Below are 13728 nucleotides of genomic sequence, written 5' to 3' on the forward strand. Positions count from 1 at the left end.
CCGAAAAGGCGGCCACAGCCGTGCGCGGCCATTGGGGCATCGAGAACCGGCTTCACTGGGTGCTCGACGTCCTGTTCAAGGACGATCAGTCTCGCCTGCGCAAAGGCCACGGCGCCAGGAACATGGCTGTCGTCCGGCACTTCGCGCTCAATCTCATCCGAACGGCCAAAGACAAGAAGTCCCTCAAATCACGCCGAAAACTCGCCGGATGGTCGCCAGACTACCTCGCAAGTCTCCTTGATCAGACGCAATGAAACATGGATTCGGAGCCCTGCTTCACTGGAAGAGCGAGTTGTCGATCATTTCCGCCTGTTTCGCCCATTTTCCTCCGGGGTCGCTCACCGGCTTCGAAGCACAGGCCGTCACCACGAAAAGGCCCGCGGCGCAGAGAAGGATCAGGATCGGACGTTGCAAGGAGCGAAGCCTTTCGGAAGGAACATGATTGGTCCAATGAGCGTCGCCGGCCACTGCAGGCGATCGGCTTGCCCGCCCCGCGCGGCTGGCGCGCCAGAGAAGTCAGTCGGCCGTATCGCGCCACTTGCCGGAAGGCACCTTTTTCCTCGATCACGAAACTCGGGCGGAAGCGAGGCCCACCAAGTTTGTCCGGGACCCGCGGCGGCGGCGCAGGGTCCATTCACAAACGCACCGGCGCGGCGACCACGTTTCAGACGCGGAAAACCCCTACCGGCAGCCCGGATTCCTTCGGAATCTGGAAAATCCGTTCTTGATGCGCGAAGCACGGCACCGAACTCGCTATGGCCGCGACGTCCCCTCGCCTCCCCCGGTCAGGGCGTAGCGGAGGGTGGCGACGAATCGCTCCTGCCTGACAGATCTCCTGCTCCGCTTGCGGGCGTTGCAGAGTGGCTACCGGCGACTGGCGTGCCGCAGTCGTCGGTCGCCGTCGCACGTCCCTCAATAGTCTCAATACGGCATTTCTTCCGGCACCGTGCCAGGCGAAGGAATCTACCCCGTATTGGTCGAGATGCGGGCGGCGTTGGAAGCGTTCGATCCACGGCCCTTTGCTGCGTGGCTCTCCGCGATGAGGTCGACGGCGGTGATACGTCGCGTGAATCACGCTTCGTCGTGGTCAAAATCGCGAAGCGTCGTGGCGAAGCCAGACCGCTCACTGAGCATTTCGTCGCCGCCAAACTTCGTGGGCACGCCATGGCGTCGCGCACATCGCCCTGCTCCCGGGGCCGCCACCCCCGAACGCCGGTCCGACGTTGCGGCGGCCGGCTTCGGGGGCCAGCGTATCGGCGTGTGGCAGTCTGTCAGCGTGTCAGTGTGTCAGTCTGTCAGCCTGCCAGCATGGCCGATGAAACTCAGCGTGGCTCCTGGCCCGGCACGATCCCGTTCGACGGCGTCGAGGCGAGAACGGAGGGGGTCGCGCCATGGACGAGCGGCAAAGCCGAGGCTTTGCCATAGACGTCGCCGATGCCGTAGAGCCAGGGGATGCCACCGCTGCCGGCGCGTTCGACGAGACGGCCGTTCGGCAGGCGGCGGGCGGTGGCGGCGCGGCGTTCGCGCGCCGAGAGGATCACGCCGGGGCGTTCGGCATAGGCGGCATAATCCTGCGCTGCCGCCGGGACGGCGAAGGCCGTTCCCAAAAGTGTCGAAAGGCCGGCAATCGCGGCGATGGTCCGTGTCATGTCCCTGCTCCTTGTGGTGTGCGGCTCGGTTCGCCAGCCGTCCTCGGCCCGACGCTGCCCGGTTCGCTCAGTCATGCGGGACGAGGCCGGCCTTGGGGATCTGGCCGGGCACGAGGCCGCCCGACGGCGTTTCGCGGTCGATACGCTGGCGGGCAGATGGCGCATCGGTTTCACGCGGCGGGACCGAGGCCGCGCAGCCGGCAAGAGAGGCTGCCAGGATGATTCCCGTTGCCGTCCGCGTCGTCGCCATGCGTACCCCTTCTGGTGGATTGAATTTGACATTTGAGCCCCGGCCGGGTGAGGGGTCATCCAAATGTCAAATGCAAATAGATCCAATACGATCATCAACTTGCCGGTTGGCCTTTCGTTTCAAACATGTGCTTGGCGGTCTCCACGCGACGGTCGCAAATGTCGGCATCGGACCACGAGGCGCCGCGCCGTCGGCCACCCGACCGGGCCAAGCCGGCCTGACCGGCCTGACCGATCTTTCCGGATGAAGAACGCCGCGGCGCCGGCACGGTTGCAGCAGTTCCGCGTGATGGCGGAAGGGCAGCGCGACGGGAAGTGGCCGATCGTCGCCTCAAATACCGGCCGGGCGAAGAGGCCATGCTCGCGCCTCGAAAGCGCCGGGGCTTTTTTGAACCATGCGCTAATTGTCGGTCGATGTGTCCTCGTCGCGGCGGAGATAGCCGAGGAGTTCTTCGACCGGGCGCGAGGCGGCGCGGACCGACGGCTGGCCGGTCGGGGCAATGCAGAAGGCGATCCGCAGCCGGCCCTTGACGCTCCAGAGATAGGCGTCGAGGTCGAAGCTGCCGGCCTTGGAAGGCAGCCGGTACTGGCGAAGGACGTAGTCGGCGCCCGTCAGCGTGACCGTATGCGGCGCCGATTTCCGGACCGAGCGGCCGCTCGTGACCAGCGGATCGGTGGCAAGCTGCGGACGCAGCGTCTTCGCCTTCTCGATCAGCCAGCCCTCGACGTCCTGCCAGGGCATGCGGGTTTCGTCCAGCATGAAGGGAATGTCGATCGGCCATGATCCCGGCGGACGCGGCGGCGCCAGCGCATAGAGGCAGGAAAGATCCGGCGGGCAGTCGGCGCCCCTGCAGTCGAAACGCTGGCCGACCTCCATCACCGCGTCGTCCTCCGGCCCGGCCGACCAGCCGGCGGGCGGCGTCCTCTCCGCCGCTGCTGCGGTGGCGAGCGGAGGCGTTGCCGCGAGCGAAAGAACGACGACCGACAATGCGGCCCTGCGGAAAAGAGCCCTTCGGCCCGTCGCGCGTTTCATTTGGCCTCCCGCTCCGCTTCGCGACGGCTCGCCGCCGTCTTCGTCCTTCTAGCCGGCCAAGTCGGCGCCAAGCTTGGCGCCGGCACGGCAACCCGGAATGCGCCAGATGCGGATGCCGTCGAGTGACGAGGCGTGCCACGCCGCCGGACCTCCGGAAGACGGTGCGACACCTCGTCCGGGTTGCCACCCTTCTCGCCCACGAGGCCCGAAGGGCAAACGCGATGCGTCGCCGAAGGGAAGCGCGGCCCGATCCTCCGCGGCAATGCAGGGAACGGGCTGTCGGGACGCTGCCGAAAAACCTGCGATCCACAGACCGGAGACCGCCGGCTGCGGCTCGCAGCGGACGGATCTCGGCCCGGCAAGATCGGCGCGGAAGCAACCGAGCGGCGCCTGCGACCGCGACGAATGGTGGTTGGCCGACTTCGGACCTCGGCCCGCCCTCTCAGGCTGCCCTCTCAAGCCCTCCGCCTCAGACCACCCCGATCGTCTGCTCAGGCGGCCCTCCGTAGGTCCCTCTCTCAGGCCGCCCTCTCACGCCGCCATCGAGACGCGCGGATCGCTGCCGCGCGCCGCGCCGAAGGCGTGGTCGAGGAAGATCTCGGCGCAGGCGTCCCAGTTGTAGGCCAGGGACCGCCGAAACGCCGTCTCGCGGTCGATCGCCAGGGCGCCGAGACAGGCTTCGGCGAGATCTTCGGAGATCACCCCCGCGCCGGAATCGGCGATCACATCGAGCGGGCCTGGCTCCGGGAAGGCCGCCAGCGGCACGCCGCAGGCGAGCGCCTCGATCAGGACGTTGCCGAATGTGTCGGTCTTCGACGGAAAGACGAAGACGTCGGCCGAGGAATAGTAGCGGGCGAGCGCCTCGCCCGTCTGCAGGCCGGCGAAGTGCACCGCCGGATAGCGGGCGACGAGCCCCGCCATCGCCGGGCCGTCGCCGACGACGAGCTTCGAACCCGGCAGGGGAAGATCGAGGAAGCCTTCGAGATTCTTTTCCGGCGCGAGCCGCGAGACCGTCAGGAAGAGCGGCCGCGGCAGGTCGAGCGCGATCGGTGCGACCGGCCGGAAGATCTGGCGGTCGATGCCGCGGGTCCAGGTGACGAGGTTGGCGAAGCCGAGCGGCTCGAGCTGCCGGCGCATCGATTCCGTCGGCACCAGGCAGGAACTCGCGGCGTTGTGGAACCAGCGCAGCACGTTGTAGGTCAGCCGCTCGGGGATCGGCGCGCGCTTGCGCAGATATTCTGGAAAGCGGGTGTGGAGGCTGGTGGTGAAGCCGATGCCGCGCCTCAGGCAGACGCGGCGGGCGGCAAAGCCGAGCGGCCCCTCGGTCGCGATGTGGACGGTGTCCGGCCGGATCTGGTCCATGATCCTCGCCATGCCGTCGGCCCCGGTGAGAGCCAGCCGGATCTCCGGATAGGTCGGGCACGGGATGGTGCGGAACTGCTGCGGCCCGACGATCCTGACGTCGAAACCGCGGTCGGTCAGTTCGCCGACGAGGCTCGCGAGCGTCCGCACGACGCCGTTCACCTGCGGGTGCCAGGCGTCGGTGACGATCAGGATCCGCTGCATTCAGGCTGCCTCCGTCGAACGCACCACCGGCTGTTCGGAGACGATGCGCGGCACCGCGGGCTTCGACTGCGCCCGCGCCCTGACGACCTCGCTCCAGCGAATGAGTTCGAAGGAGCCGTCGTGGCGCTCGGCGACCGCCGTGCAACTCTCGACCCAGTCGCCGGTGTTTACATAGGCGATATCGGCATAGTCGGCCAGTTGGGCATGGTGGATGTGGCCGCAGACGACGCCGTCGCATCCCATGCGGTGCGCCTCCTCGACGAGCGCCGTCTCGAAGGCGCCGATGAAGTTGACGGCGTTCTTCACCTTCAGCTTCGCCCAGGAGGAGAACGACCAGTAGGGAAAGCCGAGCCGGCGGCGGACCTTGTTGAACACCCCGTTGATCGCGATGGCGGCGTCGTAGGCCCAGTCGCCGAGATAGGCGATGACCCTCGCGTTGCGCACCACGACGTCGAACTCGTCGCCATGCATGACGAGAAAGCGCCGGCCGTCGGCGGTGACGTGGACGTCGCTGAGCTTCACCTCCACCCCGCCGAAATGCCGGCCGGTGAAGTCGCGCAGGAACTCGTCGTGATTGCCGGGAACGTAGATCACCGTGGCGCCCTTGCGGGCCTTGCGCAACAGCTTCTGGACGACGTCGTTGTGGCTCTGCGGCCAGTTCCAGGACCGCTTCAGCCGCCAGCCGTCGACGATGTCGCCGACGAGATAGATCTTCTCGGCGTCGTGATGGCGCAGGAAGTCGATCAGCATCTCGGCCTGTGCCGCCTTCGCCCCGAGATGGATGTCGGAGATGAACAGCGTCCGGAAATGGCGCGTCGCCGCCTCGTCGGTCATGATCGCAGCCTCGTGCCCCATCTGCCTGTCCGTGCGTGGCCGAAGCAATTGGCTGATTCTCATTGCATCCATGTGACGCGGCCTTTTCACGAGACGATACGGGCGCGGCGCCGGCCGCTTTGACATGGCGGTTTGCCGCCGCCGCGAGGGACGGGGTAAGAGGACCGGACCCCGGCCCGGCCGGGCGCGGCGAATCCTGGAGGCACCGACCCATGAGCGACGACCAGTCCCCGGACGGCGGATCGAGGAAAAGCGACCTCGATCGGCAGGCGCTGTTCTTCCACCGTTATCCGAAGCCCGGCAAGCTCGCCATCCAGGCCACAAAGCCGCTCGGCAACCAGCGCGATCTCGCCCTCGCCTATTCGCCGGGCGTCGCCGCCCCCTGCCTCGAGATCGCCCGCGAGCCGGGCCTCGCCGCCGACTATACCAGCCGCTCCAACCTCGTCGCGGTAATTTCCAACGGCACCGCCGTGCTCGGCCTCGGCAATATCGGGCCGCTCGCCTCCAAGCCCGTGATGGAGGGCAAGGCGGTGCTGTTCAAGAAGTTCGCCGACATCGACGTCTTCGACATCGAGGTGAACGCGACGGGCATCGACCATTTCTGCGAGGTGGTGGCGGCGCTGGAGCCGACCTTCGGCGGCATCAATCTCGAGGACATCAAGTCGCCGGAATGCTTCGAGATCGAGGCGCGGCTGCGCCGCGAGATGGCGATCCCGGTGTTCCACGACGACCAGCACGGCACGGCGATCATCGCGGCGGCGGCGGTGCGCAATGCGCTCCGGCTCGCCGGCAAGACGCTCGAGGAGGTGAAGATCGTCGCCTCCGGCGCGGGCGCGGCGGCGATCGCCTGCCTCAACCTCCTCGTCTCGCTCGGCGCCAAGCTCGACAACATCCTCGTCACCGACAAGGACGGTCTCGTCTACAAGGGGCGGCAGGTGGCGATGGACCGCTGGAAGGAGGTCTATGCCCGCGACACGACGATGCGCACGCTGGAAGAGGCGTTGGAGGGCGCCGACGTCTTTCTCGGCCTTTCCGCAGCGGGGGTGCTGAAGCCGGACTATCTGAAGACGATGGCCGAGAAGCCGCTGATCCTGGCGCTGGCCAATCCGGTGCCGGAGATCATGCCGGATCTCGCCAGACAGGTGCGGCCGGACGCGATGATCTGCACCGGCCGCTCGGACTTTCCCAATCAGGTCAACAACGTCCTCTGCTTCCCCTTCATCTTCCGCGGCGCGCTCGACTGCGGCGCCACCGGGATTACGGAGGGGATGAAGCAGGCGGCGACCGACGCCATCGCCGAGCTCGCCCGCGAGGAGGTCTCGGAAGTGGCGGCCAAGGCCTACGGATCGGAGACGCCGGTCTTCGGGCCGGACTATCTGATCCCCTCCCCCTTCGATCCGCGGCTGATCCTGAAGATCGCCCCGGCGGTGGCGCGGGCAGCGGAGCGCGACGGCGTCGCCACCCGGCCGATCGCCGACATGGACGCCTATCTCGAAGGGCTGAACCGCTTCGTCTTCCGCTCCGGCATGATCATGAAGCCGATCTTCCAGATCGCCCGGAACGCCGGCAAGCGGGTGATCTTCGCCGACGGGGAGGACGAGCGGGTGCTGCGCGCCGCCCAGGTCCTGATGGAGGACAAGGTCTGCGTGCCGATCCTCATCGGCCGGCCGAACGTCCTCGAGACGCGGCTGAAGCGCTTCGGCCTGAAGATCCGCCCGGGCAAGGACTTCGAGGTGATCAATCCGGAGGACGATCCGCGCTACCGCGACTATGTCGACCACTATTTCCGCAAGGTCGGCCGCAAGGGCGTCAGCCCCGACACGGCGCGCACCGTGATGCGCACCAACACCACCGTCATCGGCGCCGTCGCCGTGGCGAGGGGCGAGGCCGACAGCCTGATCTGCGGGTTGGAGGGCCGCTTTCCCCACCACGTCCGGGACATTTCCCAGGTCATCGGCATGCGGCGGGACGTCAAGAAGCTCGCGGCGATGAGCATCCTGATCACGCAAGGGACGACGAAGTTCTTCCTCGACACCTACGTCCAGCGCGAGCCGAACGCCGAGGAGATCGCCGAGATGACGCGGCTCGCCGCCGCCGAACTCAGGCGCTTCGGCATCGACCCGAAGGCCGCCCTCGTTTCGCATTCGAATTTCGGCACCGACGACACCGAGGACACGGTAAAGCTCAGAAAGGCGCTGAAGATCATCCGCGCCGAGCAGCCGGAGCTCGAGATCGACGGCGAGATGCACGGCGACTGCGCGCTGTCGGAGGCGATCCGCAGACGCACCATGCCGGATTCGACGCTGCAGGGCGAAGCCAATCTCCTGATCTTCCCGACGCTCGACGCCGCCAACATCACCCTCAACGTGGTGAAGTCGATGACCGACGCCCTGCATGTCGGGCCGATCCTCCTCGGCGCCGCCTCGCCGGCCCACGTGCTGACGCCGTCGGTCACCTCGCGCGGGGTGGTCAACATGGCGGCGATCGCGGTCGCCCAGGCGATCGGGCTGGAGGGATAATCGGGTGTGCCGTCACGGCCTGCGGAAATTCAGGCCGCGATGCAGGATACGCCCGGTGTTGCCAATGGTCATTGTCCGTTAGCATATGTTCTGAGGGAGAATGACGATGGCCAGCAACGCCAATCTCGGGCAGCATCTCGAAGACTATGTCACCGAACTGGTGAAGACCGGCCGTTATCGGTCGCGCAGCGACGTGCTGCGTGAGGGCGTGCGCCTCATCGAGGAGCGCGAGAAGCGGCTGGCCGCGCTGGATCGGGCGTTGCGACAAGGCATGGCGGACGCGGAGAACGGGTACGTGACGCCACTCGATGCTGCGTTCGACAGGATCCGGGCGTCCGTCGAAGCCGACGATGGTGAAAGCACTCCGGCGTGAAAGTGCTTCTGACCGAGAAGGCGATCGCAGATCTGATCGCCATCGGTCGTTACATCCGCGTCGACAATCCGGCGAGGGCCAGAACCTTCGTGGCCGAACTGAAAGATGCCTGCCGCACACTTGCGAACATGCCGCTGGCATATGCACTCGTGCCCGGCTACGAACAGCACGCGATCAGACGCCGCCCATACGGGAATTACTTGATATTCTACCGCGTGGACGCCGAGGCCGTCGTCGTGCTGCATGTCCTCAACGGTGCGCAGGATTTCGAGAGCATCCTGTTTCCTGAACCTTAGATCGTAGATGGACCGGGGTCTGCACCCCGCAGCGTGTCGCGACACCGCCCACGGCAATCGCTCGATGGCAAGCGCCATCGGCGACGCTTCAAGTGATGGCCCTGCGACGCTGCCAACCCGCTTGACCCCAACGCCCGCTCTGTTAACCTCCTGATCGTCCACGGGGAGTTCCGCCAAGGAACTGAGAGGCCGCTAGCGCGCGGCGACCCGTTGAACCTGATCCAGTTCATACTGGCGTAGGGATGGGAAAGGCCGCGAAGGCCGCGGGCGGGGAAACCTCAAGCGCGGCCGGCATTCGAAAGCGAAGCGAAGGCGGGAGCGGTCCCGCCGATCCGGGAACGCCGAGACGTTCGGGCCCCGGCGCATCGCGAAGCCAGCGACCGATTTTTCGATCACCGATCGACCGAACTGGATCTCCAACGCTCGTCGAAGGAGTTCCACGATGAATGACCTCACCCCGATCAAGACGCCGACCGTCACCACCGGCCCGCTGCCGGCCTCCCGGAAGGTCTATCTCGCCGGCACGGCGCATCCCGCGATCCGCGTGCCGCTCAGGGAAATCGCCGTCCATCCGACGGCGGGCGAGCCGCCGGTGACGGTCTATGATGCCTCCGGCCCCTATACCGATCCGGATGCCGCGATCGACATCGCCGGGGGCCTGCCGCGTCCCCGCACCGACTGGGCGCTCGCGAGCGGCGACGTCGAAGAGTACGAAGGCCGGGCGCTGAAGCCCGAGGACAATGGCAACCTGCCGGCCGACAAGCTCACCCCCGCCTTTCCTGTCGCGCACCGGCCGCTCCGCGCCAGGCAAGGCAAGGCCGTCACCCAGCTCGCCTATGCCCGCGCCGGCATCGTGACGCCCGAGATGGAATATGTCGCGATCCGGGAGAATCTGGGCCGCAAGGCTGAGGCGCAGGCGATCGCCCGCGACGGCGATCCCTTCGAGGCCGAGATCCCGGATGTCATCACCGGCGAATGGGTGCGCGAGGAGATCGCTTCGGGCCGGGCGATCATCCCGGCCAACATCAACCATCCCGAACTCGAGCCGATGGCGATCGGCCGCAACTTCCTCACCAAGATCAACGCCAATATCGGCAATTCGGCCGTCACCTCGTCGATGTCCGAGGAAGTGGAGAAGATGGTCTGGGCGATCCGCTGGGGCGCCGACACGGTGATGGATCTTTCCACCGGCCGCAACATCCACAACATCCGTGACTGGATCATCCGCAACGCCCCGGTTCCCATCGGTACCGTGCCGATCTACCAGGCGCTGGAAAAGGTCGACGGCATCGCCGAAAACCTCACCTGGGAGGTCTATCGGGATACCTTGATCGAACAGGCCGAACAGGGCGTCGACTATTTCACCATCCATGCCGGGGTGCGGCTCCAGCACATCCCGCTCACCGTCGACCGTGTGACCGGCATCGTCTCGCGCGGCGGCTCGATCATGGCCAAGTGGTGCCTGCACCATCATCGCGAGTCGTTCCTCTACGAGCATTTCGACGAGATCTGCGACATCTGCCGCGCCTACGACGTCTCCTTCTCGCTCGGCGATGGCCTGCGCCCCGGCTCGATCGCCGACGCCAACGACCGGGCGCAGTTCGCCGAGCTCGAAACCCTCGGCGAACTGACCAAGATCGCCCGGGCGAAGGACTGCCAGGTGATGATCGAGGGCCCCGGTCATGTGCCGATGCACAAGATCCGGGTGAACGTGACGAAGCAGCAGCAGCTCTGCGGCGACGCGCCCTTCTATACGCTGGGGCCGCTCGTCACCGACATCGCGCCCGGCTACGACCACATCACCAGCGGAATCGGCGCGGCGATGATCGGCTGGTTCGGCACGGCGATGCTCTGCTACGTGACGCCGAAGGAGCATCTCGGCCTGCCGGACCGCGACGACGTCAAGGTCGGCGTCATCACCTACAAGATCGCCGCCCACGCCGCCGATCTCGCCAAGGGCCATCCGGCGGCGCAGCTCCGGGACGACGCCTTGTCCCGGGCCCGCTTCGAGTTCCGCTGGGAGGACCAGTTCAACCTGTCGCTCGATCCCGAGACGGCGCGGCTCTATCACGACGAGACCCTGCCGAAGGAGGCCCACAAGGTCGCGCATTTCTGCTCGATGTGCGGGCCGAAATTCTGCTCGATGAAGATCAGCCACGACATCCGCGCCTCTGCCCAGGACCTCGGGGCCCGAAAAGAAGGCATGGCGGCGATGGCTCAGAAGTATCGCGCCGGCGGCGACCTCTACATGCCCGCCGAAGAGCTGGCCGAAAAGGCCGAGCCGGCGGAGTAGGACGATGGAGATCACCGTCATCGGGGCCGGCGTCGCCGGCCTCGCCACCGCCGTCACCCTCGCCGAGCGGGGCGCGGCGGTGACGCTCCACGAGCGCTCGCAAACCCTCGGCGAGAACGCCGCCTCCTGGCTCGCCGGCGGCATGCTGGCGCCATACTGCGAGGCCGAGAGCGCCGATCCGTCGATCGTCGAGCCGGGGCTCGCCGCCATCGGCTGGTGGGCGGAGCGGGTGCCGGACGTCGTTCGCGGCGGGACGCTCGTCGTCGCGCCGGCGCGCGAAGGCGCGGACCTCGATCGCTTTCGCCGGCGAACCCGACGCGGCCTGCCGCTCGGCGGGGCGGAGATCGCCGCGCTGGAGCCGGATCTTGCCGGCCGCTTCGACCGCGGCCTGCATTTTCCCGCCGAAGCCCATCTCGACCCCCGGCGGGCTCTCGCGGCGCTCGGCGAAAGGCTCGGCACCCTCGGCGGCACGCTCCGCCTCGGCTCGCCCGTCGAAGCCGAGACGGCGACGGGCGACGTCGTCGTTGACTGCCGCGGCATCGGCGCCGGGGATCCGGGCATCCGCAGCGTGCGCGGCGAGATGCTGGTGCTGAGGACCGACGAGATCCGCCTGTCGCGCCCCGTCCGGCTGCTCCATCCGCGGTTCCCGGTCTATGTCGTCCCCCGCGCGGGTGGCCGCTTCATGGTTGGTGCGACGATGATCGAGAGCGAGGCGTCCGGCGGCCCGACGCTGCGCGCGGCCGTCGAACTGATGAGCGCCGCCTATGCGCTGCATCCGGCCTTCGCGGAGGCGGAGGTGATCGAGATGAAGGCCGGCCGCCGCCCCGCCTTCCCTGACAATCTGCCACGGGTGGAGCGGCGCGGCCGGATCGTCTCGGTCAACGGGCTCTATCGCCACGGCTTCCTGCTCGGGCCGGACTGTGCGGCAAGGGCCGCCGATCTGGCGCTAGGCCATAAAGCCCGAAAGGAGATCGCCGCATGAAGATCCTTCTCAACGGCGAAGCCGCCGAGGTGAAGGCCGCGACGCTTCAGGCCGTTCTCGCCGAGCTCGGCTATGTGGACGGGCCCTTCGCCACCGCGCTCAACCGCGAATTCGTGCCCGCCTGCGAGCGGGCCGGGACGAGGCTCGCCGAAGGTGACGCGCTCGAAGTCATCGCGCCGATGCAGGGAGGCTGAGACATGGACATTTACGGCGAAACCATCGCCAGCCGCCTGATGCTCGGCACCGCGCGCTATCCCTCGCCCGAAATCCTCGAGCGGGCGATCGCCGCCTCCGGCGCCGGCATCGTCACCGTCTCCTTGCGCCGTGAGGCGGCCGGCGAGCGGGCCGGCCGGAAGTTCTGGGATCTCGTCCGCGAGACCGGGGTGCGCGTCCTGCCCAACACCGCCGGCTGCCACTCGGTGCGCGAGGCGGTGACGACGGCCCGGATGGCGCGCGAGGTCTTCGGCACGGACTGGATCAAGCTCGAGGTGATCGGCGATGCCGACACGCTGCAGCCCGACCTCTTCGGCCTCGTCGAGGCGACGCGCATTCTCTCGGACGAGGGCTTCAAGGTGCTGGCCTATACGACCGAGGATCTCGTCGCCGCCGATCGGCTGGTCGCGGCGGGCTGCCGCGTCTTGATGCCCTGGGGCTCGCCCATCGGCTCGGCCCGGGGGCTCAACAACGTCTACGGATTGCGGGCGCTGCGGGCGCGCTTTCCGGATCTGACGCTCGTCGTCGATGCCGGCATCGGCGTGCCCTCGCATGCGGCGCAGGCGATGGAACTCGGTTATGACGGCGTGCTCCTCTCCTCGGCGGTGGCGCTCGCCGGCGATCCGGTGAAGATGGCCGAGGCTTTTCGTCTCGCGGTCTCGGCGGGCCGCCTCGGCTTCGAGGCGGATCCGCTGCATCCCCGCGACATGGCCGAGCCCTCGACGCCGGTGCTCGGACAGCCGCTGCTCGGCCAGGCGGTCTTTGCATGATGCGCCTCGACCCGTTCTACCCCATCCTTCCCGACGCCGACTGGATCGAGCGGCTGGTGCCGCTCGGGGTGAAGCTCGTGCAGCTCCGCCTCAAGGACACGCCCGAGACGGGGCTGCGGTCGCAGATCCGCCGCGCCCGCAACATTTGCCGGCGGCACGGCTGCCGGCTGATCGTCAACGACCACTGGAAGATCGCGATCGAAGAGGCTTGCGACTTCGTGCATCTCGGCCAGGAAGACCTCGCCGAGGCGGATCTCGGCGCGATCCGCCGCGCCGGCCTCTCCCTCGGCGTCTCCACCCACGACGCGGCGGAGCTCGAAACCGCGCTCGCCGCCAAGCCCGACTATGTGGCGCTCGGCCCGGTCTGGCCGACGATCCTGAAGACGATGCCCTGGGCGCCCCAGACGCCGGCGCGGCTTCAGGCGTGGAAGGAGGCGATCGGCGCGGTGCCGCTGGTCGCCATCGGCGGGGTGACCGTCGAGCGGCTGCCGGAGGTGTTCGCCCACGGGGCGGACGTGGCCGCCGTCGTCACCGACATCACCCTGAACGCCGATCCCGAGGGTCGGACGCGGCAGTGGATCGCCGCGACGCGGGGGTATGTCGGCGATTGGCGGAATGACGCTGCTCCTGACGACATTGCGGCCGGCGCTACCCCCCTCTGCCTGCCGGGACGGGCTGTTGTGTCGACGGCGGAGCAAGAATGACGTCTGGCCTGTCAGAGTGGCTCCCCTGCGACCCCCCTCTGCCCTGCCGGGCATCTCCCCCACAAGGGGGGAGATCGGAGGCGTCGCCGACACCACCATCTGCCTCGACGTCTGTACGGAGCGATCGGTTAAAAGCAGGGATGCGGCGCCGATGCAGGATCGATCTCCCCCCTTGTGGGGGAGATGCCGGCAGGCAGAGGGGGGTGTCTGGAGCTACGGCTGACGATGGGGTTCGTCGGATCACCGC

The 13728-nt window shown here is 67.6% G+C and carries 14 protein-coding genes, 1 pseudogene and 1 riboswitch; of the genes and pseudogenes, 9 read left to right on the forward strand and 6 right to left on the reverse strand.

Annotation, left to right across the window (positions count from 1 at the left end; translation table 11 throughout):
* Nucleotides 1-254 (forward strand): ISAs1 family transposase (locus tag J1C47_RS09405; protein ID WP_207350506.1); only part of this gene is annotated, 254 nt, incomplete at its 5' end.
* A gap of 22 nt (nt 255-276) precedes the next feature.
* Here the strand turns inward: J1C47_RS09405 and J1C47_RS09410 are convergent.
* The 6 genes from J1C47_RS09410 to J1C47_RS09435 form a co-directional block, all read right to left on the reverse strand.
* Nucleotides 277-414, reverse strand: coding sequence for a hypothetical protein (locus J1C47_RS09410; protein WP_207350507.1), 138 nt, complete (start codon nt 412-414; stop codon nt 277-279).
* Nucleotides 415-1322: 908 nt separating this feature from the next.
* Complete coding sequence (locus tag J1C47_RS09415) at nt 1323-1649, reverse strand: hypothetical protein (protein WP_207350508.1); 327 nt, start codon at nt 1647-1649, stop codon at nt 1323-1325.
* 67 nt (nt 1650-1716) lie between these two features.
* On the reverse strand, nt 1717-1899 hold the full coding sequence (locus J1C47_RS09420; protein ID WP_207350509.1) for a hypothetical protein: 183 nt from the start codon (nt 1897-1899) through the stop codon (nt 1717-1719).
* Between the two features lie 399 nt (nt 1900-2298).
* Nucleotides 2299-2931 carry a hypothetical protein gene (locus tag J1C47_RS09425; protein ID WP_207350510.1) on the reverse strand — a complete coding sequence of 211 codons (633 nt, stop codon included), beginning with the start codon at nt 2929-2931 and terminating at the stop codon, nt 2299-2301.
* 531 nt (nt 2932-3462) lie between these two features.
* A complete protein-coding gene (locus tag J1C47_RS09430) occupies nt 3463-4497 on the reverse strand; it encodes a glycosyltransferase family 4 protein (RefSeq protein ID WP_207350511.1) in 1035 nt (344 codons plus the stop codon).
* Nucleotides 4498-5352: a UDP-2,3-diacylglucosamine diphosphatase gene (locus J1C47_RS09435; protein WP_245396470.1), complete on the reverse strand. Its 855-nt coding sequence runs from the start codon at nt 5350-5352 to the stop codon at nt 4498-4500. It lies immediately after the preceding gene.
* A gap of 191 nt (nt 5353-5543) precedes the next feature.
* On the opposite strand from J1C47_RS09435, the gene J1C47_RS09440 reads away from it, so the two are divergent.
* The 8 genes and pseudogenes from J1C47_RS09440 to J1C47_RS09475 form a co-directional block, all read left to right on the forward strand.
* A complete protein-coding gene (locus J1C47_RS09440) occupies nt 5544-7850 on the forward strand; it encodes an NADP-dependent malic enzyme (RefSeq protein ID WP_207350512.1) in 2307 nt (768 codons plus the stop codon).
* 106 nt (nt 7851-7956) lie between these two features.
* A complete protein-coding gene (locus tag J1C47_RS09445; protein ID WP_207350513.1) occupies nt 7957-8223 on the forward strand; it encodes a type II toxin-antitoxin system ParD family antitoxin in 267 nt (88 codons plus the stop codon).
* Nucleotides 8220-8519 (forward strand): type II toxin-antitoxin system RelE/ParE family toxin, encoded by a 300-nt coding sequence (locus J1C47_RS09450; protein ID WP_207350514.1) that lies wholly within the window; start codon nt 8220-8222, stop codon nt 8517-8519. The genes J1C47_RS09445 and J1C47_RS09450 overlap by 4 nt, the downstream gene beginning before the upstream one ends.
* Nucleotides 8520-8670: 151 nt before the next feature.
* Nucleotides 8671-8779: riboswitch (TPP riboswitch) on the forward strand.
* A gap of 182 nt (nt 8780-8961) precedes the next feature.
* Nucleotides 8962-10812 (forward strand): phosphomethylpyrimidine synthase ThiC, encoded by a 1851-nt coding sequence (gene thiC, locus J1C47_RS09455; protein WP_207350515.1) that lies wholly within the window; start codon nt 8962-8964, stop codon nt 10810-10812.
* 4 nt (nt 10813-10816) lie between these two features.
* A complete protein-coding gene (locus tag J1C47_RS09460; RefSeq protein WP_207350516.1) occupies nt 10817-11794 on the forward strand; it encodes an FAD-dependent oxidoreductase in 978 nt (325 codons plus the stop codon).
* On the forward strand, nt 11791-11988 hold the full coding sequence (thiS, locus tag J1C47_RS09465) for a sulfur carrier protein ThiS (RefSeq protein WP_207350517.1): 198 nt from the start codon (nt 11791-11793) through the stop codon (nt 11986-11988). The genes J1C47_RS09460 and thiS overlap by 4 nt, the downstream gene beginning before the upstream one ends.
* Before the next feature lie 3 nt (nt 11989-11991).
* Nucleotides 11992-12777, forward strand: a complete 786-nt coding sequence (locus tag J1C47_RS09470) for a thiazole synthase (RefSeq protein WP_207350518.1) — start codon at nt 11992-11994, stop codon at nt 12775-12777.
* Nucleotides 12777-13376, forward strand: a pseudogene (locus J1C47_RS09475) (thiamine phosphate synthase); the annotation flags it as partial. The gene J1C47_RS09470 and the pseudogene J1C47_RS09475, both read left to right, overlap by 1 nt.
* Nucleotides 13377-13728: the final 352 nt, after the last annotated feature.

The organism is Jiella sonneratiae (assembly GCF_017353515.1).
Taxonomy (GTDB): Bacteria; Pseudomonadota; Alphaproteobacteria; order Rhizobiales; family Rhizobiaceae; genus Jiella; species Jiella sonneratiae.

What these genes read in the sequence shown, in the direction of transcription:
- J1C47_RS09415 (WP_207350508.1), bottom strand. Translation starts at nt 1,649, where the DNA reads ATGACACGGACCATCGCCGCGATTGCCGGCCTTTCGACACTTTTGGGA.
- J1C47_RS09420 (WP_207350509.1), bottom strand. Translation starts at nt 1,899, where the DNA reads ATGGCGACGACGCGGACGGCAACGGGAATCATCCTGGCAGCCTCTCTT.
- J1C47_RS09425 (WP_207350510.1), bottom strand. Translation starts at nt 2,931, where the DNA reads ATGAAACGCGCGACGGGCCGAAGGGCTCTTTTCCGCAGGGCCGCATTG.
- J1C47_RS09430 (WP_207350511.1), bottom strand. Translation starts at nt 4,497, where the DNA reads ATGCAGCGGATCCTGATCGTCACCGACGCCTGGCACCCGCAGGTGAAC.
- J1C47_RS09435 (WP_245396470.1), bottom strand. Translation starts at nt 5,352, where the DNA reads ATGGGGCACGAGGCTGCGATCATGACCGACGAGGCGGCGACGCGCCAT.
- J1C47_RS09440 (WP_207350512.1), top strand. Translation starts at nt 5,544, where the DNA reads ATGAGCGACGACCAGTCCCCGGACGGCGGATCGAGGAAAAGCGACCTC.
- J1C47_RS09445 (WP_207350513.1), top strand. Translation starts at nt 7,957, where the DNA reads ATGGCCAGCAACGCCAATCTCGGGCAGCATCTCGAAGACTATGTCACC.
- thiC (WP_207350515.1), top strand. Translation starts at nt 8,962, where the DNA reads ATGAATGACCTCACCCCGATCAAGACGCCGACCGTCACCACCGGCCCG.
- J1C47_RS09460 (WP_207350516.1), top strand. Translation starts at nt 10,817, where the DNA reads ATGGAGATCACCGTCATCGGGGCCGGCGTCGCCGGCCTCGCCACCGCC.
- thiS (WP_207350517.1), top strand. Translation starts at nt 11,791, where the DNA reads ATGAAGATCCTTCTCAACGGCGAAGCCGCCGAGGTGAAGGCCGCGACG.
- J1C47_RS09470 (WP_207350518.1), top strand. Translation starts at nt 11,992, where the DNA reads ATGGACATTTACGGCGAAACCATCGCCAGCCGCCTGATGCTCGGCACC.